Source organism: Streptomyces sp. NPDC015125 (genome assembly GCF_043080045.1).
Lineage (GTDB): Bacteria > Actinomycetota > Actinomycetes > Streptomycetales > Streptomycetaceae > Streptomyces.
Genome location: NZ_JBIBVF010000014.1, coordinates 1 through 20,371 on the forward strand (window position 1 = coordinate 1; position 20,371 = coordinate 20,371).

General features: G+C 69.9%; 14 protein-coding genes and 1 tRNA gene. 8 read left to right on the forward strand and 7 right to left on the reverse strand.

The features are described 5' to 3' along the window. The first annotated feature begins 472 nt into the window (after positions 1-472). The 5 genes from pepN to ACF088_RS25885 all read left to right on the forward strand — a co-directional run bounded on the left by pepN (position 473) and on the right by ACF088_RS25885 (position 9,331). Positions 473-3,022: an aminopeptidase N gene (pepN, locus tag ACF088_RS25865; RefSeq protein ID WP_392378197.1), complete on the forward strand. Its 2,550-nt coding sequence runs from the start codon at positions 473-475 to the stop codon at positions 3,020-3,022. Positions 3,023-3,179: 157 nt separating this feature from the next. After that, a complete protein-coding gene (locus ACF088_RS25870; protein WP_392378198.1) occupies positions 3,180-3,536 on the forward strand; it encodes a VOC family protein in 357 nt (118 codons plus the stop codon). A 277-nt stretch (positions 3,537-3,813) separates the two neighbouring features. Beyond that, positions 3,814-6,225, forward strand: a complete 2,412-nt coding sequence (locus ACF088_RS25875; protein ID WP_392378199.1) for an ATP-binding cassette domain-containing protein — start codon at positions 3,814-3,816, stop codon at positions 6,223-6,225. 239 nt (positions 6,226-6,464) lie between these two features. After that, entirely contained in the window at positions 6,465-7,898 is a 1,434-nt protein-coding gene (locus ACF088_RS25880) for a pyridoxal phosphate-dependent decarboxylase family protein (RefSeq protein ID WP_392378200.1), read from the forward strand. Continuing rightward, the gene (locus ACF088_RS25885; protein WP_392378201.1) at positions 7,895-9,331 is read left to right on the forward strand and encodes a lysine N(6)-hydroxylase/L-ornithine N(5)-oxygenase family protein; all 1,437 of its coding nucleotides are present in this window, start codon (positions 7,895-7,897) and stop codon (positions 9,329-9,331) included. Before ACF088_RS25880 ends, ACF088_RS25885 begins: the two co-directional genes overlap by 4 nt. Before the next feature lie 189 nt (positions 9,332-9,520). Here the strand turns inward: ACF088_RS25885 and ACF088_RS25890 are convergent, their stop codons facing one another. Next, complete coding sequence (locus ACF088_RS25890; RefSeq protein WP_392378202.1) at positions 9,521-11,335, reverse strand: bifunctional metallophosphatase/5'-nucleotidase; 1,815 nt, start codon at positions 11,333-11,335, stop codon at positions 9,521-9,523. Positions 11,336-11,572: 237 nt separating this feature from the next. Here ACF088_RS25890 and ACF088_RS25895 point away from each other — a divergent pair, with 237 nt between their 5' ends. Both ACF088_RS25895 and pyk read left to right on the forward strand, forming a co-directional pair. Beyond that, a complete protein-coding gene (locus tag ACF088_RS25895) occupies positions 11,573-12,316 on the forward strand; it encodes an SIMPL domain-containing protein (RefSeq protein WP_392378203.1) in 744 nt (247 codons plus the stop codon). A gap of 143 nt (positions 12,317-12,459) precedes the next feature. After that, positions 12,460-13,896 carry a pyruvate kinase gene (gene pyk / locus ACF088_RS25900; RefSeq protein WP_392378204.1) on the forward strand — a complete coding sequence of 479 codons (1,437 nt, stop codon included), beginning with the start codon at positions 12,460-12,462 and terminating at the stop codon, positions 13,894-13,896. A gap of 52 nt (positions 13,897-13,948) precedes the next feature. Here the strand turns inward: pyk and ACF088_RS25905 are convergent, their stop codons facing one another. Both ACF088_RS25905 and ACF088_RS25910 read right to left on the reverse strand, forming a co-directional pair. Beyond that, complete coding sequence (locus ACF088_RS25905; RefSeq protein WP_392378206.1) at positions 13,949-14,722, reverse strand: transcriptional regulator; 774 nt, start codon at positions 14,720-14,722, stop codon at positions 13,949-13,951. Between the two features lie 109 nt (positions 14,723-14,831). Beyond that, positions 14,832-14,906 (reverse strand) — tRNA-Leu (locus ACF088_RS25910). Between the two features lie 96 nt (positions 14,907-15,002). On the opposite strand from ACF088_RS25910, the gene ACF088_RS25915 reads away from it, so the two are divergent. Further along, on the forward strand, positions 15,003-15,656 hold the full coding sequence (locus ACF088_RS25915; protein WP_392378207.1) for an ANTAR domain-containing response regulator: 654 nt from the start codon (positions 15,003-15,005) through the stop codon (positions 15,654-15,656). Positions 15,657-15,747: 91 nt separating this feature from the next. Here the strand turns inward: ACF088_RS25915 and ACF088_RS25920 are convergent, their stop codons facing one another. The 4 genes from ACF088_RS25920 to ACF088_RS25935 are packed head-to-tail and all read right to left on the reverse strand — an operon-like array spanning position 15,748 to position 20,256. Further along, the gene (locus ACF088_RS25920) at positions 15,748-16,464 is read right to left on the reverse strand and encodes an ABC transporter ATP-binding protein (protein WP_311623370.1); all 717 of its coding nucleotides are present in this window, start codon (positions 16,462-16,464) and stop codon (positions 15,748-15,750) included. Continuing rightward, positions 16,461-17,519, reverse strand: coding sequence for an ABC transporter ATP-binding protein (locus tag ACF088_RS25925; protein ID WP_392378208.1), 1,059 nt, complete (start codon positions 17,517-17,519; stop codon positions 16,461-16,463). The genes ACF088_RS25920 and ACF088_RS25925 overlap by 4 nt, the downstream gene beginning before the upstream one ends. Positions 17,520-17,524: 5 nt before the next feature. After that, complete coding sequence (locus ACF088_RS25930) at positions 17,525-19,321, reverse strand: branched-chain amino acid ABC transporter permease (RefSeq protein WP_392378209.1); 1,797 nt, start codon at positions 19,319-19,321, stop codon at positions 17,525-17,527. Positions 19,322-19,326: 5 nt separating this feature from the next. Beyond that, positions 19,327-20,256, reverse strand: coding sequence for a branched-chain amino acid ABC transporter permease (locus ACF088_RS25935; protein WP_392378210.1), 930 nt, complete (start codon positions 20,254-20,256; stop codon positions 19,327-19,329). Between the last annotated feature and the right edge of the window lie 115 nt (positions 20,257-20,371).

The following is a 20,371-nucleotide window of genomic DNA, read 5'->3' on the forward strand; positions in this document are numbered from 1 at the left end:
CCTTGGCCGGAGGCGGCGTGCGCTTGTGATCGGTGACGGACGGTGCCACCGGGCGGCAGACGGGAACGGACGAAGGCCGGAGGGGATGCACCGGGACCCGCCCGCAGGACCGGAGCGAACGCCGGGGCAATCAATTCCACGTACCAGAGCCGCCCGCGCCGTGGGGGCACCTCCCGGCCGAAGGCTGGGGGAGGGTTCCGGTGCGTCCCCTCCGGCCCCAGCGGCACTCACGAACACCGCACCGCGCCAGCCCCCCCCCAGCCGGACACGGCACACGAGCCCCACGGCACACGAGCCCCAAGCCCCATGACACACGACCCCCATGCCACACGACCCCCACGGCTAAGGCACCAACCCCACCCGCCGGACCGCACGAACGAGACCCTGCCCCCCGGCCGCCCCACCTCCGTAAAGGCGCCGACCTCTCCAAACCCCCGTGCACCGCCCACCGGCCGTACGGCAGCATGACGTCATGCCCGCACTGCAGCGCGACGAGGCGCAGACCCGAGCCCGGCTCATCGACGTCCACCGTTACGACATCGCCCTCGACCTCACCCGAGGCGAGGAGCATTTCGCCTCCCGTACGGTCGTCCACTTCACCGCGCACGCAGACGGCGACACCTTCGTCGAGGTCAAACCCGCCGAGCTGCACTCCGCCACCCTCGACGGCCACCCCCTCGACCCCGCGGCCCTGGAGGACAACCGCCTCCCGCTCACCGGACTCACCCCCGGCGCCCACGAACTGTGCCTGGACGCCACCATGCGCTACTCCCGCACCGGCGAAGGCATGCACCGCTTCACCGACCCCGCCGACGGCGAGAGCTACGTCTACACCCAGCTGTTCATGGAGGACGTCCAGCGCGTCTTCGCCGCCTTCGACCAGCCCGACCTCAAGGCAGTCTTCGCCCTCACCGTCACCGCCCCCACCGACTGGACCGTCCTCGGCAACGGCATCGCCGCCCAAGGCGACCCCGGCCACTGGACCCTCGCCCCCACCCCCCTGATCTCCACGTACCTCGTCGCCGTCGCCGCCGGCCCCTGGCACTCCGTACGCACCGAACACGCCGGACTGCCCTTCGGCCTCCACTGCCGCCGCTCCCTGGCCCCGTACCTCGACGCCGACGCCGACGAAATCCTCGACCTCACCCGGCGCTGCTTCGACCGCTACCACCAGATCTTCGCGGAGCCCTACCCCTTCGACTCCTACGACCAGGCATTTGTCCCAGAGTTCAACGCCGGCGCCATGGAGAACCCCGGCCTGGTCACCTTCCGCGACGAATTCGTCTTCCGCTCCGCCGTCACGGACACCGAACGCCAGACCCGCGGCATGGTCATCTCCCATGAAATGGCCCATATGTGGTTCGGCGACCTCGTCACCCTCCAATGGTGGGACGACATCTGGCTGAACGAGTCCTTCGCCGAATACATGGGCTACCAGGTCCTGGCCGAAGCCACTCGCTTCACCGACACCTGGACCGACTTCGCCATCGCGCGCAAGGGCTGGGGCTACGACGCCGACCAGCGCCCGTCCACCCACCCCGTCGCCCCCGCCCCCGAGGACGTCCCCGACACCACCTCGGCGCTCACCAACTTCGACGGCATCTCCTACGCCAAGGGCGCCTCCGCACTGCGCCAACTCGTCGCCTGGATGGGGGAGAAGGACTTCCTCGCCGGTATCAACGACCACTTCGCCCGGCACCGCTTCGGCAACGCCACCCTCGCCGACTTCATCGATTCCCTCTCCCGCGCCACCGAGCGCGACGTCCACGCCTGGGCCGGGCGCTGGCTGCGCACCACCGGAGTCGACACCCTGACCCCCGTCGTACAAGAAGGCACGGACGGCCACTGGAGCGTGTCCGTCGAGCAGACCGGAAGCCAGGACGGCACCCGCCCGCACCGGCTCACCATCGGTCTCTACGACCACGACCGCACCACCCCGGGCCGCCTCGTCCCGCGCGAGCCGCTGTCCTGGGACGTGCCCGACGGCGGCGGTCACTCCGCCACGGGCGGCCGCCCCGCCCTGCTCCTCCTCAACGACCGGGACCTCACCTACGCCAAGGTCCGCCTCGACCCGGTCTCCTGGGACACCGCCCTCGGTGCACTCTCCGGACTTCCCGAACCGCTGACCCGCGCCGTGGTGTGGAACGCCGCCCGCGACATGGTCCGCGACGGCCAACTCGCCCCCGCCGCCTACCTCGACGCCGCCCGCACCCACCTCCCGTACGAAACCGACCTCGCCGTCGTCCAAGGCGCCCTGGCCTTCGCCCGCACCCAGATCGCCGACCGCTACCTCGCCCCCGTCGAACGCCGCACCGCCCTCACCACTCTCACCTCCCTCAGCCGCGACATACTCCGCCGCACCGAAGGCCCCGAACACGGCTCGGAGGCGGGGCTGCGGCTCACCGCCGTCCGCACCTTCATCGACAGCGCCACCACGCCCGAAGGGATCCAGGACTGGCTCGACGACGGCGGCGTCCCCGGCGGCCCGCGCCTCGACCCCGAACTGCGCTGGCGCATCCTCGGCCGGCTCGCCACCCTCGGCGCGGCGCCACTCGATGACCTCCGCGCCACCATCGACGCCGAACTCGCCCGCGACCCCAGCGCCACCGGCCGCGAAGGCGCCGCCCACTGCCACGCCGCGCTTCCCGACCCGGCCGCCAAACAAGCTGCCTGGGGCGCCCTGTTCACCACCGACGGCAAAGCCGCCCTGTCCAACTACCTCTTCACCGCCACCGCCACCGGCTTCTGGGCACCCGAACAGCACGACCTGCTCCGCCCCTACGCCGCCCGCTACTTCACCGACGTCCCCGCCCTCGCCGCCGCCCGCGGCCCCGCCCTCGCCGAAGCCGCCGGCCGCCACGCCTTCCCCGCCGTCTTCGTCGAGGAGGACACCCTCCGGCGCGGCGAGGCCTGCCTCACCGACGGCGACCCGACGCCCGCCCTGCGCCGCAAACTCATCGACCAGCTCGATGATCTGCGCAGGGCGCTGACGGTACGCGCCGCGGCGGCCGGGAGCGCCTAGCCGGGACCCGTCGTCCCGTACCGGCCTCGCCTACGGCGGGATGCCCGGGCCTCCCCGGCTCACGGCCGGCCCGGCATGTCGGTTCCCGGGCATCCCGTTCGTCCCTAAGCTCGATGGGACATACCGGACGATATGCCCCACGACCTCAGGAGTGATCATGACCGGCTCTGCCACCCAGGGAATCAAGACCGTGCTGCATCCCGTGTCCGACCTGGCGGCGGCCAAGGCGGTCTACGCCGCCCTGCTCGGCGTACCACCGCAGGCCGACGAGTCCTACTACGTCGGCTTCGAGGCCGCGGGCCAGCACATCGGGCTGGTGCCGGGCGGCGGACCGCAGGGCATGACCGCACCGGTGGCCTACTGGCACGTGCCGGACATCGAGGCGAAGCTGGCCGAGGTGACGGCCGCGGGCGCCACCGTGAAGGAGCCCGCGCACGACGTCGGCGGCGGCCGCCTGGTGGCCACCGTCACCGACCCCGACGGCAACGTCCTCGGGCTGCTTCAGGACCGGTGAGCGCCGCCCCCTCGCTCCCTGCCGCTTCCAGGCCGGGCGTGAGGTGAACCGGATGCCCGGCCGCGAGCCGCTGCGCGACGGTCGCAGGCCGGGCCGGCACGCCGGCCGGGCGGGCATCGCGCACCCCGGCCGGCGCTGCCGATCAGGCGGACGGCGATCGTTTCCGCGACCCCTCCGACGTGGCAGAACCAGGCGTTACCCTCGGAGCCGGTCAGACCGAGCCGGGCGACGCCGACGGAGACTGCGAAGGCGGCCCCTCCTCCCGGATGGAGACACGATGAGCAAGGCCACGAGGACGGACCCGCAGTCGCCCGCGCCGCACGCTGCCGACAGCCACGATCTGATCCGCGTGCACGGCGCGCGCGAGAACAACCTCAAGGACGTCAGCATCGAGATCCCGAAGCGCCGGCTGACGGTGTTCACCGGCGTCTCCGGCTCGGGCAAGAGCTCGCTGGTCTTCCACACGATCGCCGCGGAGTCGCAGCGGCTGATCAACGAGACCTACAGCGCCTTCGTGCAGGGCTTCATGCCGACGCTGGCGCGGCCCGAGGTCGACGTCCTCGAAGGGCTGACGACCGCGATCATCGTCGACCAGCAGCGGATGGGGGCCGACGCCCGCTCCACGGTCGGCACCGTCACCGACGCCAACGCGATGCTGCGCATCCTCTTCAGCCGGCTCGGGAAGCCGCACATCGGCCCGCCCGGCGCCTACGCCTTCAACGTCCCCTCGGTCCGGGCAAGCGGTGCCATCACCGTCGAGCGCGGAGCCCGCAAGGCGGTGAAGGCGACCTTCACCCGCACCGGCGGCATGTGTACGCGCTGCGAAGGCCGCGGCACGGTCTCCGACATCGACCTCACCCAGCTCTACGACGACTCCAAGTCGATCGCCGAGGGCGCGTTCACCATCCCCGGCTGGAAGTCCGACAGCTTCTGGACCGTGCGGGTCTACGCCGAGTCGGGCCTGCTCGACCCGGACAAGCCGATCCGCAAGTTCACCAAGAAGGAGATGCACGACTTCCTCCACCGGGAGCCGACCAAGGTGAAGGTCGAGGGCGTCAACCTCACCTACGAAGGGCTGATCCCCAAGATCCAGAAGTCCTTCCTGTCCAAGGACAAGGAGGCGCTGCAGCCGCATATCCGGGCGTTCGTGGAGCGGGCGGTCACCTTCACCACCTGCCCCGAGTGCGACGGCACCCGGCTCAGTGAGGGGGCCCGGTCCTCGCGCATCGGCGAGCTCAGCATCGCCGACGCCTGTGCCCTGCAGATCAGCGACCTGGCCGCATGGGTCAGCGGCCTCGACGAGCCCTCGGTGGCGCCCCTGCTCACCGCGCTGCAGCAGACTCTCGACTCGTTCACCGAGATCGGCCTCGGCTACCTCTCGCTCGACCGGGCGTCGGGCACGCTGTCGGGCGGTGAGGCGCAGCGCGTCAAGATGATCCGCCACCTCGGTTCCTCGCTCACCGACACCACCTACGTCTTCGACGAGCCCACCACGGGTCTGCACCCCCATGACATCCAGCGGATGAACAACCTGCTGTTGCGGCTGCGGGACAAGGGCAACACCGTGCTCGTCGTGGAGCACAAGCCGGAGACGATCGCGATCGCCGACCACGTCGTCGACCTGGGCCCCGGCGCCGGTGCGGCGGGCGGCACGGTCTGCTTCGAGGGCACCGTCGAGGGGCTGCGGGCCGGCGGCACCGTCACCGGCCGCCATTTCGACGACCGGGCCGCCGTCAAGGAGACCGTGCGCACCCCCACCGGCAGGCTGGAGATCCGCGGCGCGACGACGCACAACCTGCGCGGCGTCGACGTCGACATCCCGCTCGGGGTGCTGGCCGTCGTCACCGGCGTCGCCGGCTCCGGAAAGAGCTCGCTCGTGCACGGGTCGCTGCCGGGACGGCCAGGGGCCGCCGGCGACGGCGACGGCGTGGTGTCGGTCGACCAGACCGCGATCCGCGGCTCACGACGGAGCAACCCGGCGACGTACACCGGACTGCTCGACCCGATCCGCAAGGCGTTCGCCAAGGCCAACGGCGTGAAGCCGGGGCTGTTCAGCTCCAACTCCGAGGGCGCCTGCCCCACCTGCAACGGCGCCGGCGTCGTCTTCACCGATCTGGCGATGATGGCCGGCGTCGCCTCCACCTGCGAGGAGTGCGAGGGGAAGCGGTTCCAGGCATCGGTCCTGGACCACCACTTCGGCGGCCGCGACATCAGCGAGGTGCTCGCGATGTCGGTGACCGAGGCCGAAGAGTTCTTCGGCGACGGCGCGGCCCGCACGCCGGCCGCGCACCGCATCCTCGGCAGGCTCGCCGACGTCGGGCTCGGCTACCTCAGCCTCGGCCAGCCGCTCACCACGCTGTCCGGCGGCGAGCGGCAGCGGCTCAAGCTGGCCACCCACATGGCCGAGAAGGGCGGCGTCTACCTCCTCGACGAACCGACCGCCGGCCTCCACCTCGCCGACGTCGAGCAGCTGCTCGGCCTGCTCGACCGGCTCGTCGACTCCGGCAAGTCGGTCATCGTCATCGAGCACCACCAGGCGGTCATGGCGCATGCCGACTGGATCATCGACCTCGGCCCCGGTGCCGGCCACGACGGCGGCCGGATCGTCTTCGAGGGCACCCCCGCCGACCTCGTCGCCGCCCGCTCCACCCTCACCGGCGAGCACCTCGCGGCCTACGTCGGCACCTGACCGAGGCCGCCCTCGCGGCCACCACGAGACGGGTGCCGCCCCGCCCTCGGCCTCGAACGAACGCCGCCGCGGCCGGCAGGCCGACGGCACCCGAACACCTGCGGTACACCCGTACCACTTACGGGTGGTATGACCGCGATCAGTGGCTACCGGCTGTACAGGGAAAGTAACTTTGGGCTGCCTAAGGGCTGATCCGCATGGGATCGACGCCCCAACTCCCCTGACAGAAGAGCACATTGATGCCCGTGCCCCCTGCCGGCACCGCCCTCGCAGGCGGCACCAACGGCCCCCGCGCGCTCCGCCCCCTCCTCGACACCGTCCTCGACGCCCTCACCACCGGCGCCGAGGACCGGGCCGGCCCCCTCCCGCCCGGCGGCCCCGCCACCGTCACCCGCGCCGTACGCGAAGCCTGCCACCCCCTGCTCCCCGACCACGGCACCGGACCGCACGCCGCCCTGCGCACCCTCGTCCACACCCTCGCCGCCGGCGCCGCCGACCCCGCCGACCCCCATTGCGCCGCACATCTGCACTGCCCGCCCCTGGCCCTCGCCACCGCCGCGGACCTCGCCGCCGGCGCCCTCAACCCCTCCATGGACTCCTGGGACCAGGCCCCCGCCGCCTCCGCACTGGAAGCCCTCGCCTGCCGTGAACTCGCCGCGCTGGTCTACCCCCAGGCCACCGACCCCGACGCTCTGATCACCACCGGCGGCACCGAGTCCAACCAGCTCGCCCTCCTCCTCGCCCGCGAAGCCACCGCCCCCGGCGGCACCGCGACCGACCCCCACCGGCCCGCCCCACCCCTCCAGATCGTCTGCGGCGCCAACGCCCACCACAGCATCCACCGCTCCGCCTGGCTCCTCGGCCTCCCCGAACCCCTCACCCTCCCCACCCCCGACGGCATCCTCACCCCCGACACCGTCCACACCTGCCTCGCCAACCTCGCCGGCCGCACCGGCCCCGTCCTCCTCACCGCCACTGCAGGCACCACCGACTCCGGCGCCCTCGACCCCCTCCCCGCCCTCGCCGACCTCGCCGACCAGCACGGCGCCCGCTTCCACATCGACGCCGCCTACGGCGGAGGTCTCCTCTTCAGCGACACCCACCGCAGCGCACTGAACGGCCTCGCCCGCGCCCACACCGTCGCCCTCGACCTGCACAAACTCGGCTGGCAACCCGTCGCGGCCGGCCTCCTCGCCGTCCCCGACCCCGCCACCCTGGCCCCCCTCACCCACCAGGCCGACTACCTCAACGCCGACGACGACACCGAAGCCGGCCTCCCCGACCTGCTCAGCCGCTCCCTGCGCACCACCCGCCGCCCCGACATCCTCAAAATCGCCGTCACCCTCAAAGCCCTCGGCCGCCACGGCCTCGGCGAACTCGTCGACCGCACCCTCGCCGCCGCGCAGACCCTCGCCGACCTCATCGAGGCCCACCCCCGCTACGAACTCCACTCCCGCCCCGCCCTCAGCACCGTCCTCTTCCGCCCCACCGGTGCCGACGACACCACCCTCGCCACCATCCGCCGCACCCTCCTCACCGACGGACAGGCCGTCCTCGGCCGCGCCACCACCCCCACCGGCCTCTGGCTCAAAGCCACCCTCCTCAACCCCCACACCCAACCCGGAGACCTGACCACCCTCCTCAAACTCGTGGAAGGCCACACGCCTCGATGAGCGCCACCCCGCACCCGGAAACCCCCCTCACCACCGACACCGCGAGCCCCGGCGAACCCCTCGACCTCGCGGGCATCGGCATCGGCCCCTTCAACCTCTCCCTCGCCGCCCTCGCCCACCCCCTCACCCCCCTCCGCACCGCCTTCTACGACCAGCGCCCCGCCTTCCACTGGCACCCCGGCCTCCTGATCGACGGCGCCACCCTCCAGGTCCCCTTCCTCGCCGACCTGGTCACCCTCGCCGACCCCGCCAGCCCCTGGACCTTCCTCAACTACCTCAAAACCCGCGAACGCCTCTTCCCCTTCTACTTCGCCGAACGCTTCCACCTCCACCGCGCCGAATACGACGCCTACTGCCGCTGGGTCAGCGAAAACCTCCCGAGCCTCCACTTCGGCCACCAGATCGACGCCGTCCGCTGGAACCCCGAACACGAAGTCTTCGAAGTCGACTTCACCCAGCTCGACACCGAAGGCGAAGCCGAAGCCCTGGGCCGCACCTACGCCCGCAACCTCGTCCTCGGCATCGGCACCACCCCCCACATCCCCGTCCCCCTCCGCCCCCTCGCCGAGGCCCCCGCCGTCCCCGTCATCCACTCCGCCGACTACCTCGACCACCGCGAAAGCCTGCTCAACGCCGACCACGTCACCGTCATCGGCGCCGGCCAGTCAGGCGCCGAAATCTTCCTCGACCAGCTCCGCGCCCGCCCCGCCGGCCGCGAACGCCTCCACTGGCTCGCCCGCACCCCCGCCTTCGCCCCCATGGAATACAGCAAACTCGGACTCGAACACTTCACCCCCGACTACACCCGCTACTTCCACGCCCTGCCCGAACGCGTCCGCGACGACCTCGTCCCCGGCCAATGGCAGCTCCACAAAGCCATCGACCACGCCACCCTCGGCGCCATCCACGACGAGCTCTACCGCCGCACCCTCGACGGCGGCTGGCCCGACGCCACCCTCACCCCCGGAGTCTTCGTCCGCACCGCCGGCCGCGTCGGCACCACCAAGGTCGAACTCCACCTCGACCACATCCAGCAAGGCACCCGCTCCCGCCTCACCACCGATGCCGTCATCCTCGCCACCGGCTACCGCGAACGCCGCATGGACACCCTGCTCGCCGCCATCGACCCCTACGTACGCCGTGACTCCGGCGCCCGCCCCCGCATCGACACACACCACCGCCTCGTCCTCGACCCCGCCATCACCGGCTCGGTCTACGTCCAGAACGCCGAAACCCACACCCACGGCGTGGGCACCCCCGACCTCGGCCTCGCCGCCTGGCGCAGCGCCACCATCCTCAACTCCCTCACCGACAACACCCCCTACCCCCTCCCCACCCGCACCGCCTTCACCAGCTTCGGCCTGCCCCAGCCGTCGACGGGACGCACCGGCATGGTCCCCCGCCAGGGCTCCACCCTCGTCCCCCGCCGCTGACCCCGGCCCCTCCCAGCCACGTCCGCCCGGTACGCGCCACCAGGCCCACGGGAGCCGGGGGAGCGCCGCGGACCCGGAAGAGACCACGGCCGCCCCCGGACGGCGCGCCCTGTGCCCCGCCCCCGTGCTCCCGCCCTCCGTGCCTCCCGCCCCCCCGTGCCTCCCGCGGCCCCGGCGGTCAACCGGAACTCAGAACACCGGCACCCCGTCCCGCGTCAGCTTCCAGTCCACCGAAGCAAACTCCGCAGGATCGATCTGCCCGCTCTCCTGAACCCACCCGACAATCAAATTCCGGATCTCGTCGGACGTCGACCACACCTGCTCCGCGGCCGCCACATGCGGGAAATTACCGCCACCACTCGCCCGGTAGTTATTCACCGCCAGCACAAACCGCGCCGCATCATCCAGCGGCCTCCCGTCGAACATCAGCTTCCCGATCCGCTGCCCCGCCGGCTTAGCGATATCGACCTCGTACGAGACGCCGCTCACCACGTCATAGTTGTAATCCGGCGTACCGTCCGCATTCGTGACCTTCGACGGATCCACCGGACCACCGGCCGCCGTTTGCACGTAATACCGCGCCGAAAACTCCAAATACGCCCGCACCTGCGCACCCGTCAACACCCGCGCCTCCAGCGTGTTGTCGAACGGATACAGCCCCGCCATCGACCGGATCGTCACCTCCCCCTCCGGCACCCTCGCGGTACGCGAAAAGCACGACGCCTGCGACAACACCGGCAACGACGCATACGCCGACCCCGCAAGCGCCTTACGCACCACCTCCGCCTGCACAAACGCAATGAAGTCCAATACCGGCGAGTCCTTCACCGGCGCCTCGGCCGCCGTCATCTCCGCCTTCGACCGGCCGATCACCCGGTTCACATACGCCACGACCTTCCGGTGCTCCGCCCGCAACAACCCCGTGATCCGCGCATCCTCCGCCACCGCATTCGTATTCAAGACCCGCGAACCGACCGACCCCACCTCCCAACGCCCCCGACGCCACTCCACCACCACATCGAAAAGCGTCAGCCGCTGCCCCCACTTCAACGGCTCCGACAACACCACCTCACGGCCCGACTCCTTATTCACCACCCGCCGCTCGGGAACCTCCACATGCGCATGCCCCACCAAAATCGCATCGATCCCCGGCACCTGCTCCGCCACCAACGCCGCCGCATTCTCCACATACGGCAACTGATCCCCGTACGACGAAGTACCACTCATCCCCGAATGCGCCGCCACCATCACCACATCCGCGCCCATCGACCGCAGCTTCGGCACCCACTTCGCCGCCTGCTCCACCAGCCCCGGAAACGCCAGCTTCCCCTGCACATGCGCCTTGTCCCAGATCGCGATCCCCGGATTCGTCAAACCCAGCACCGCCACCTTCACCTCCCGCCCGCGCGGTGACCGCAACCGCTTCAGCACATACGGCCGGAACGCCGGCCGCAGCGACTTCGCATCCACCGCATTCGCCCCCAGCAGCGGAAAATCACAGGTCTCCTCGAACTTCCGCAACACCGGAATGCCGTAATTGAACTCATGATTCCCCAACGCCGCGGCGTCATAGCCGATCGCATTCATCGCCCGCGCCATCGGATGCACCGGCCCGTTCGGATCCGTGATCGGGTCCACCTTGGCGTAGTAATACGCCAGCTGCGTGCCCTGAATGGTGTCACCCGCATCGATCAGCAGAGTGTGCCGCCGGCCCTTCTCCCGCCGCACCCGAGTCACCAGCGTCGAAATCTTCGCCAGGCCGACGTCGTTGTGCGCCGCATCGTCGAACTCCGCGTCCGTGGTGTAGTCCCAGTTGAAGACATTGCCGTGCAGATCCGTCGTGCCCATGACCGTGAAGGCGTACCGCTCCCGCCGGTGACCGTGGTCACCGGGGCCCCGGGCCGCCACCGCCCCCGCCGCCGGCACACCCGCCGCCCCCGCGAGCGCCACCCCGGCCCCCGTCACCACGGAACGCCCCAAGAACTTCCTACGGTCGAGCGACATGCCAACTCCCTTGGATGAACGCCAAAACGCCGATGCGCGCCGCCACACAGCGGGACAACGCGCGTAGATTCTGGCGCAGCCACCACCCGCGCAACACCCCTCACCCGGCACCCCCGGGATGCCCCACCCCGACCCGCCCCGATATGCGACCCTGCACCACCCACACCCCACACCCGCACACCCCACACCCGCACACCCCGCCCACCGGACACCCACCCCCGAAACCCGGGAGCCACCATGACCGACCCCACCGACACGACCTCCACCCCCGCCGTCCCCGCCACCGGCAGCACCCCGACCGCCCTCCCGTACGGCACCCCCGACACCCCCCGCCTCGCCGTACGCGGCGAAGCCCGCCTCGACGTCGACCCGGAAATCGCCCGCCTCGCCGTCACCGTCAGCGCCCGCGGCACCGACCGCACCGCCGCCCTCACGGACCTCACCCGACGCAACGAACAAGCCCTCACCCTCATCAAGAGCTACGGCGACGCCATCGAAAAACTCGAAACCGGCACCTTCAGCCTCACCCCCCAGCTCACCGAGAAAGGCCGCCACGAACGCGTCCGCGCCTACCACGGACGCGTCACCCACACCGCCACCCTCAACGACTTCACCACGCTCGGCGAACTCACCACCCGCCTCGCCGACCTCGACCTCACCCGCGTCGACGGCCCGTGGTGGGACCTGCGCCCCGACTCACCCGCCCACCGGGCCGCCCGCACCCAAGCCGTCCGCGAAGCCGTCCAGCGCGCCCGCGAATACGCCGAAGCCCTCGGTGCCCGCCTCGACGCCCTCCTCGAAATCGCCGACCTCGGCGCCGAGAACACCGCCCCCACCGCCGCCCCCGGCATGCGCGGCTTCGCCGGCCACAGCCGTGCCGCCGTCCAGGAATCCGCCCCCGCCCTCGACCTCGAACCCCAGCGCCAAGCCGTCTATGCCCATGTCAACGCACGCTTTACGATGACCCGCCCCGTACTGTGAGACCACGCGCACGGAATGAAATTCTGCTCATCGGAGCGCCGTTGCGCCCATTCCATTACTTGTCAACAGCCTTTCATCAAGCGCTCGTTGGGCAGTCACTTTCCTACCGTTCCCTACCGCCCGGTAAGTCATAGAGTCGAAACATGCGCCGAGCAAAGATCGTCTGCACACTGGGACCCGCCACCGACTCGTACGAGCAGATCAAAGCCCTCGTCGACGCCGGAATGGACATCGCCCGCTTCAACCTCAGCCACGGCACCTACGCCGAACACGAGGCACGATTCGACCGGGTCCGCAAAGCCTCCGAAGAAACCCGCCGCAGCGTCGGCATCCTCGCCGACCTTCAAGGCCCGAAGATCCGACTCGGCCGATTCCGCGAAGGCCCTGTACTTCTCGAACGCGACGACGAGTTCACCATCACCGTGGAACCCGCCGTCGAAGGCGACCGCCAGATCTGCGGCACCACCTACCACGGCCTCGCCGCCGACGTCACCACCGGCGAACGCATCCTCATCGACGACGGAAAAGTCACCCTCGAAGTCACCGACGTCGACGGACCCCACGTCCGTACCAGGGTCGTCGAAGGCGGCATGGTCTCCGACCACAAAGGCCTCAACCTCCCCGGCGTCGCGGTCTCCGTCCCCGCCCTCTCCGACAAGGACCAGGACGACCTCCGCTGGGCCCTGCGCTACGGCGCCGACATCATCGCCCTCTCCTTCGTCCGCAGCGGCCGCGACATCGACGACGTCCACCGCATCATGCGCGAGGAAGACCGCTTCCTCCCCGTCATCGCCAAGGTCGAAAAGCCCCAGGCCGTCGAGAACATCGACGACATCGTCGCGGCCTTCGACGGCATCATGGTCGCCCGCGGCGACCTCGGCGTCGAAATGCCCCTCGAAACCGTCCCGATCGTCCAGAAGCGCGCCATCAAACTCGCCAAGCGCAACGCCAAACCGGTCATCGTCGCCACCCAGATGCTCGACTCGATGATCGACAACTCCCGCCCCACCCGCGCCGAAGCCTCCGACGTCGCCAACGCCGTCATCGACGGCACCGACGCCGTCATGCTCTCCGGCGAAACCAGCGTCGGCAAATACCCCACCGAGACCGTCAAGACGATGAGCCGCATCGTCGAGGCCGCCGAGGAAGACCTCCTCGCCAAGGGCCTCCCGCCGCTCACCGAGGCCAACAAGCCCCGCACCCAGGGCGGTGCCGTCGCCCGCGCCGCGGCCGACATGGGCGACTTCCTCGGCGCCAAGTTCCTCGTCGCCTTCACCCAATCCGGCGACACCGTCCGGCGCCTCTCCCGCTACCGCTCGCCCATCCCGCTGCTGGCCTTCACCCCCGACCCGGCCACCCGCTCCCAGCTCAACGTCAGCTGGGGCGTGGAAACCTTCCTCGGCCCGACCGTCGACTCCACCGACGAGATGGTCGCCCAGGTCGACGAGCAGCTCCTCAAGATCGGCCGCTGCCAGCAGGGCGACGTCGTCATCATCACGGCCGGCTCCCCGCCCGGAGTCCCCGGCTCCACCAACCTCGTCCGCGTCCACCACATCGGCGAGGACGACTCCCCGAAGTAGCCCCACCCGCACCGCGATTCCGCTGGGCCGAGGTACCTGACCGCCGTCCCTGTCAGTACTTCGGCCCGATGTGTCGGTCCATGAGGGCGACGGAGGCTTTGCGGGCGACGGAGATGTTCTGCGCCCTGCGGGATTGCCGCGCCGGCTTCCACTCGACCCCGACTGTGTCGAGGGTGTCGGTGTACAGGCGGATGATGTCGGCGGACATATTGGTGAAGAAGTACCGCGGATACTCGTAGCGTTTCCGTTCGCCGCCTACCGAACGAGTCGTCCAGTTGGTGATCCGGCAGCCGTCGGAGTGGATGAGTCCGCGGAGGAACTCCCAGGGGTGCTCGTCCACGATCCGTTGCTGCCAGGGTTCGAGGGTGATCCGTCGTTCGTGCTTCTTGCCGGGGCCGTGTTGAGGGAACAGGCAAGGCCAATGGTGGCTGTAACTCGTCACCATGACGCAGCCCTCGCGCTGGACGATGCACGCGCTGTTCGTCGGGCGGACGGCCTTCACCGCCTCGCGGCACGCGACGATCAGCCCCGGCCAGGCATCCGCGCAGGCGATGCGCAGCACATATCCGTGCCGTCGAGGCTGCCTGCTGAGGCAGCCGTCGCCGAGGTAGAGGCCGAGTAAGTAGGCGTATGCCCCAGCTGCCTCAGGCGGTTGCGGCACCGACCTGCATCGCGGGCATTCCGTCGTGCGTGAGAGCGGCGCGATCCTGGTCTGCCAGGAGCGGATCGCGTACCGGGATATCCCGGTCTGTTTGCTCACTGCGCTGAGGCTGCGGCCTTGGGCGACGAGGGCGAGGGTGCGCTCGCGGGTTTCCCGGTCGTACATGGATGCGAGCTTGGCCGGAGCGACGGCACGGGGCCACTGTTCGAGTGTTCGTTCGCTCCATCGAGCGAATATTCCCGAAGTTTAGATGACCTTGGAATCGAAGGAAAAGTGCCCCGGGTCGGACTCGAACCGACACTGTATGGGTTTTGAATCCATTGCCTGCTGCCAATTGGGCTACCGGGGCCAGCGGAATCCAAGGTTAACGCCCACCTGCTGTGGGACCACCTTACAGGAGCTAGGTAGGCTCATGGAGCACCACCTGCCTGGAATGAGGAGTCCCGTGAGCGCCGCCGAGCCCGAGCCGCCCGTCGCCGATGACGATCAGTCGCACGTCCCGCCGCTGACCACGCGCGTCGTGATCGCCGAGGACGAGGCCCTCATTCGTCTCGACCTCAAAGAGATGCTGGAGGAAGAGGGCTACACCGTCGTCGGTGAGGCCGGGGACGGCCGGACGGCCGTGGAACTGGCCCGGGAGCACCGTCCCGACCTGGTGATCCTGGACGTCAAGATGCCGGTGCTGGACGGCATCTCGGCGGCCGAGAAGATCGCCGAGGAGAGCATCGCGCCGGTGCTGATGCTGACCGCGTTCTCGCAGCGTGAGCTGGTGGAGCGGGCGCGGGACGCGGGCGCGATGGCGTATCTGGTGAAGCCGTTCTCGAAGACCGATGTGGTTCCCGCGATCGAGATGGCGGTGAGCCGGTTCACCGAGCTGCGGACGCTGGAGCAGGAGGTCGCGGACCTCACGCAGCGGTTGGAGACCCGGAAGCTGGTGGACCGGGCGAAGAGCATTCTGCAGACGCAGTACGGGCTGACGGAGCCGGCCGCGTTCCGGTGGATCCAGAAGACGTCGATGGACCGCCGGCTGTCGATGCAGCAGGTGGCCGAGGCGGTCATCGAGGACGCCGAGGAGAAGAAGCAGCAGAAGGACCAGTAGCCCGGGAGCAGCCGGGCTCGTCCTGAGTGTGCGAGCGGCCCCGTACCGATCATCGTCGGTGCGGGGCCGTTCGCGTCGGGGCGGGTGGGGGTCAGTCCTCGCCGAGGTAGGCCTTGCGGACGGATTCGTCGTGGAGGAGGGATGCGCCGCTGCCGGAGAGGACGATGCGGCCGATCTCCATGACGTGTCCTTGGTCGGCGAGGGAGAGTGCGGCCTGGGCGTTCTGTTCGACGAGGAGGATGGTGGTGCCTTGGGAGCGGAGTTCGCGGATGGTTTCCATGATCTTCTGCATCATGATCGGGGAGAGGCCCATGGAGGGCTCGTCGAGCATGAGGAGCTTGGGGCGGGACATCAGGGCGCGGCCCATGGCGAGCATTTGCTGTTCGCCGCCGGAGAGGGTGCCGGAGGCTTGTTTGCTGCGTTCGCCGAGGATGGGGAAGAGCTCGTAGACGCGTTGGATGTCTTTCTCGATGCCGTCGGCGTCCTTGCGGAGGAAGGCGCCGAGCTGGAGGTTTTCGGCGATGGTGAGGCGGGGGAAGAGGCGGCGACCCTCGGGGGAGTGGGCGAGGCCGCGTTCGACGATCTTGTGGGCGGGGACGCCGTCGAGGGGCTCGCCATCGAAGGTGATCTTGCCGGCGAGGGGCTTGAGGAGGCCGGAGAGGGTGCGCAGGGTGGTGGTTTTGCCCGCGCCGTTGGTGCCGATGAGGGTGACGGCCTGTCCTGCTTCGACGGAGAACGAGATGCCTTTGACGGCTTCGATCTTGCCGTAGGCGACGCGGAGGTCCTCGACTTGGAGCAGTGCGGTCATGGGGTGTCTCCGGTCTGTCCCTGGGCCGGCTGGTCTGGCGGGGGTGTCCCGTCGGATGCGCCGGGGTCTCCTGTCCCGTCGGGTTTGCCTGACCCGTCGGGTTCGCCTGGCCCGTCGGGTTCTGGTGGCCCGTCGGGTTTTGCTGCGTCGGGGGTGGTGGGTGCTTTCGGCGTGGGTGCCGTGTCCTTCGGGGCTGCCGGGGCTGCCAGGGCTGGTGTTCCGTCCGGGTCCGTGGTGTCGTCCGGCGTCGGCATGCCCTCGACCGGTGTGCCGAGGTAGGCGGCGATGACGCGTTCGTCGGCCTGGACGACCTCGGCGGTGCCTTCGACGAGTTTCTGTCCTTGGACGAGGACGGCGACGCGGTCGCAGAGGTTGAAGATGAAGCGCATGTCGTGCTCGATGACGAGGACGGCGGTGCCCTGGGCGCGGATGGCGAGGACGAGGTCCTGGGTGGCGCGGGTTTCCTGGGGGTTCATGCCGGCGGTGGGCTCGTCCAGGAGCAGCAGTCCGGGTTCGCTGGCGAGGGCGCGGGCGATTTCGAGCTTGCGTTGTTCGCCGTAGGGGAGGTTGCGGGCGAGGTGATCGCGTTTGTGGGCGAGGCCGGTGAATTCCAGGAGTTCCATGGCGCGTTGTTCGCTGGTGCGTTCGGCCTTTTTGAAGCCGGGGCCGCGCAGGAGCGCGGACCAGAGCCCTTCTTTGGTGCGGGTGTGCCGTCCGACGAGGACGTTTTCGAGCACGGTCATGTTGGCGAAGAGGCGGATGTTCTGGAAGGTGCGGGCGACGCCGGCCTGGGTGACGAGGTGGGGTTTGCGGGAGAGGCGGGTGCCTCGGTAGCTGACGGTGCCTTCGGTGGGCACGTACAGGCCGGTGAGGCAGTTGAAGAAGGTGGTTTTTCCGGCGCCGTTGGGGCCTATGAGGCCGACGATTTCGCCGGCGCCGACGGTGAGGCTGACGCCGCGTACGGCGGTGAGTCCGCCGAAGCGCATGGTGACGCCGTCGGCTCGCAGGACGGTGTCGGTGTCAGTGGCGGGTGCGAGGCTGGAGGGTGTGGTCATGGTCGTCACGCCTTTGCCTGGGTGGCGCCGAGGGTGGCGTCTGCGTCGGGGAGGCGCTGGTCGGGCACGTCGAGTTGGCCGGTTTCGTGGAATTCGAGTTGCTTCCTGCGGTCGGGGATGAGGCCTTCGGGGCGGAAGCGCATGAGGAGGACGAGGGCGATGCCGAAGAGCAGGAGTTGGTAGTCCTGGATGAAGTCGAGCTTGGCCGGGATGAGGAAGAGGAGGGCGGCGCCGACGAGGGGTCCGCTGAGGGTTCCCATGCCGCCGAGGATGACGGCGGCGAGGAGGAAGGCGGAGTTGGGGGGTTGGGGGCCGGCGAACTGGAACTGTTCGGGGGTGGCGGTGGTGACGACGTGGGCGTGGACGGTGCCGGCGAGTCCGGCGAGGGACGCGCCGAGGGCGAAGGCGAGGAGGCGGAGGCGGAAGCTGTTGATGCCCATGGCGATGGCGGCGGTTTCGTCTTCGCGGATGGCGATCCAGGCGCGGCCGATACGGGAGGCTGCGGCGCGCCGGAAGACGAGGACGACGAAGGCCGTCACGAGGATCATCAGCAGGTAGTAGTTGCCGTAGGTGGCAAGGGGGATGCCGAGGATGTCGTGGGGTTCGCCGAAGTTGAAGCCGAAGATTTCGAGGTTGGGGATGTTGGGGATGCCCATGGCGCCGTTGGTGATGTCGGGCCCGGTGGTGCCGTTGAGGTTGAGCATGGCGATGCGGAAGATCTCACCGAAGCCGAGGGTGACGATGGCGAGGTAGTCGCCGCGTAGGCGCAGTGTCGGTGCGCCGATGAGGACGCCGAAGACGAGGGAGGCGGCGGCGCCGGTGAGGAGGGCCGCCCAGAAGGGGAAGTGGAGTCCGAAGGCGGATTCGGGGGAGCCGGAGACGAGGGCGGCGGCGTAGGCGCCGACGCCGAGGAAGGCGACGTACCCGAGGTCGAGGAGCCCGGCGAGGCCGACGACGACGTTGAGGCCCAGGGCGACGGTGGCGAAGATCAGGATGTTGGCCCCGATGATCGTGTACTGGTCGGTGTCCTGGGTGAAGGGGAAGCAGGCGGCGGCGAGGAAGGCCGCGCCGAGGGCCACTCCGCGGTGGGTGTGGGTGAGGGCGGTGAGGCGGGCGATGAGTCCGGCCCGGTGGACGGCGGGGACGGCGAGCACCATGAAGATCAGGTAGCCGACGAAGGGTGCGCCGTCATCGGTGTCGATGCCGTAGGTGAAGGCGAGGAGCCCGGCGGCGAAGGCGGCCGCGATGATCAGGATCTCGGCCCAGGAGGGGAGTTGGCGGGTGGGGCGTCGCAGGGGGCCGGTGGCGAGGGTGGCGGTGAAGCGCTGCCAGGGGCCCGACGGCGGCCGGTCGGCGGCTTGGTCGGGGGGCAGGGCGAGGGCGCCGGCCAGGGTGAGCAGGGAGGTGACGGCCGCGAGGGCGCCGCCGGGTTCGAGGTTGATCAGGCCGTGGAGGTGGACGGCGATGGCGATGAGGGTGAACCAGGTGGCGGCGAAGGTGGCGAGGGCGGCGAGGAGGGTGGGGGCGTTGCGTCCTGCGGGGGTGAGCCACTGCAGGCCGCGGATGCCGAGTGCCGCGAGGGCGAACAGCAGGGTGAGGATGCCGCCGGCGAGGGTGACGACCTGCAGTCCGGCGGGGGAGAGGTAGTAGGTGAGGTCGCCGGGGAAGTCGCTGCTCCAGGTCCAGGCGAGGCCGGTGGTGGCAGCGGTGGCGAGGGCGCCCGCGGCGGTGAGGAGACGCGCGGTGCGTTCCGGGAGGGGGAGCAGGCCGCGGGCGGGCAGTGTGGTGGTGTCAGTGGTCATCGCTATCACGCCCGATCCGCGACGCGTTCGCCCAGGAGGCCTTGTGGTCTGAGCAGGAGTACGAGGATGAGGAGGACGAAGGCCCAGACGTCCTTCCAGGCTCCGCCGCCGAATTGCTCCATGCCGGGTATGTCCTCGATGTAGGCGGTGGCGAGGGCTTCGGCGATGCCCAGGACGACGCCGCCGAGCATGGCTCCGTAGATGTTGCCGATGCCGCCGAGCACGGCTGCGGTGAAGGCCTTGAGGCCCATGATGAAGCCCATGCGGAACTGGACTTCGCCGGTGCGCAGGCCGTAGGCGACGGCGGCGACGCCGGCGAAGGCGGCGCCGATCGCGAAGGCGAGGACGATGATGCGGTCGGTGTTGATGCCCATGAGCTTGGCGGTGTCGGGGTCCTGCGCGGTGGCCTGCATGGCGCGGCCGCTGCGGGTTTTGGCGACGAAGAAGCCGAGGGCGATCATGCAGGTGGGGGCGGCGATGAGGACGAAGAGGTCGCCGCGCTGGACGGTGGCGCCCAGGATGTCGAGGGCGTGGCCCTTGAACTGGGGGAAGACGCGGGCCTGTTTGCCGTCGGGGTACCACTTCCAGATGGCTTGCTGGAGGGCGATGGACAGGCCGATGGCGGTGATGAGCGGGGCGAGGCGGGGTGCGCCGCGCAGCGGTCGGTAGGCGAATCGTTCGGCGGCGATGCCGGCGAGGACGGATACGGCGATGCCGCCGAGGAGCATGACCGGCAGGGCGAGGGCGAGTGAGGTGCCGGCGGGGAGAGCGAGGAAGACGCTGAGCGCTCCGAAGCCGCCGACCATGAATATCTCGCCGTGGGCGAAGTTGATGAGCTGGACGATTCCGTAGACCATCGTGTAGCCGATCGCGATGAGTCCGTACATCGCGCCGAGGATGAGTCCGTTGGCCAGCTGTTGCGGCAGTTCGCTCACCGCGGGGCCTCCGTTGGGTGGGTGTGAGGGATCGGGGCTGCTGGGTGTGAGGGATCGGGGCTAGCTGGGTGTGAGGGATCGGGGCTGCTGGGTGTGAGGGATCGGGGCTAGCTGG

Excerpts from the sequence above, each read along its gene's own strand:
- ACF088_RS25870 (WP_392378198.1), top strand. The coding sequence starts at position 3,180 with ATGACCGGCTCTGCCACCCAGGGAATCAAGACCGTGCTGCATCCCGTG.
- ACF088_RS25875 (WP_392378199.1), top strand. The coding sequence starts at position 3,814 with ATGAGCAAGGCCACGAGGACGGACCCGCAGTCGCCCGCGCCGCACGCT.
- ACF088_RS25895 (WP_392378203.1), top strand. The coding sequence starts at position 11,573 with ATGACCGACCCCACCGACACGACCTCCACCCCCGCCGTCCCCGCCACC.
- ACF088_RS25905 (WP_392378206.1), bottom strand. The coding sequence starts at position 14,722 with ATGTACGACCGGGAAACCCGCGAGCGCACCCTCGCCCTCGTCGCCCAA.
- ACF088_RS25885 (WP_392378201.1), top strand. The coding sequence starts at position 7,895 with ATGAGCGCCACCCCGCACCCGGAAACCCCCCTCACCACCGACACCGCG.
- ACF088_RS25880 (WP_392378200.1), top strand. The coding sequence starts at position 6,465 with ATGCCCGTGCCCCCTGCCGGCACCGCCCTCGCAGGCGGCACCAACGGC.
- pepN (WP_392378197.1), top strand. The coding sequence starts at position 473 with ATGCCCGCACTGCAGCGCGACGAGGCGCAGACCCGAGCCCGGCTCATC.
- ACF088_RS25930 (WP_392378209.1), bottom strand. The coding sequence starts at position 19,321 with ATGACCACTGACACCACCACACTGCCCGCCCGCGGCCTGCTCCCCCTC.
- ACF088_RS25925 (WP_392378208.1), bottom strand. The coding sequence starts at position 17,519 with ATGACCACACCCTCCAGCCTCGCACCCGCCACTGACACCGACACCGTC.
- pyk (WP_392378204.1), top strand. The coding sequence starts at position 12,460 with ATGCGCCGAGCAAAGATCGTCTGCACACTGGGACCCGCCACCGACTCG.
- ACF088_RS25890 (WP_392378202.1), bottom strand. The coding sequence starts at position 11,335 with ATGTCGCTCGACCGTAGGAAGTTCTTGGGGCGTTCCGTGGTGACGGGG.
- ACF088_RS25920 (WP_311623370.1), bottom strand. The coding sequence starts at position 16,464 with ATGACCGCACTGCTCCAAGTCGAGGACCTCCGCGTCGCCTACGGCAAG.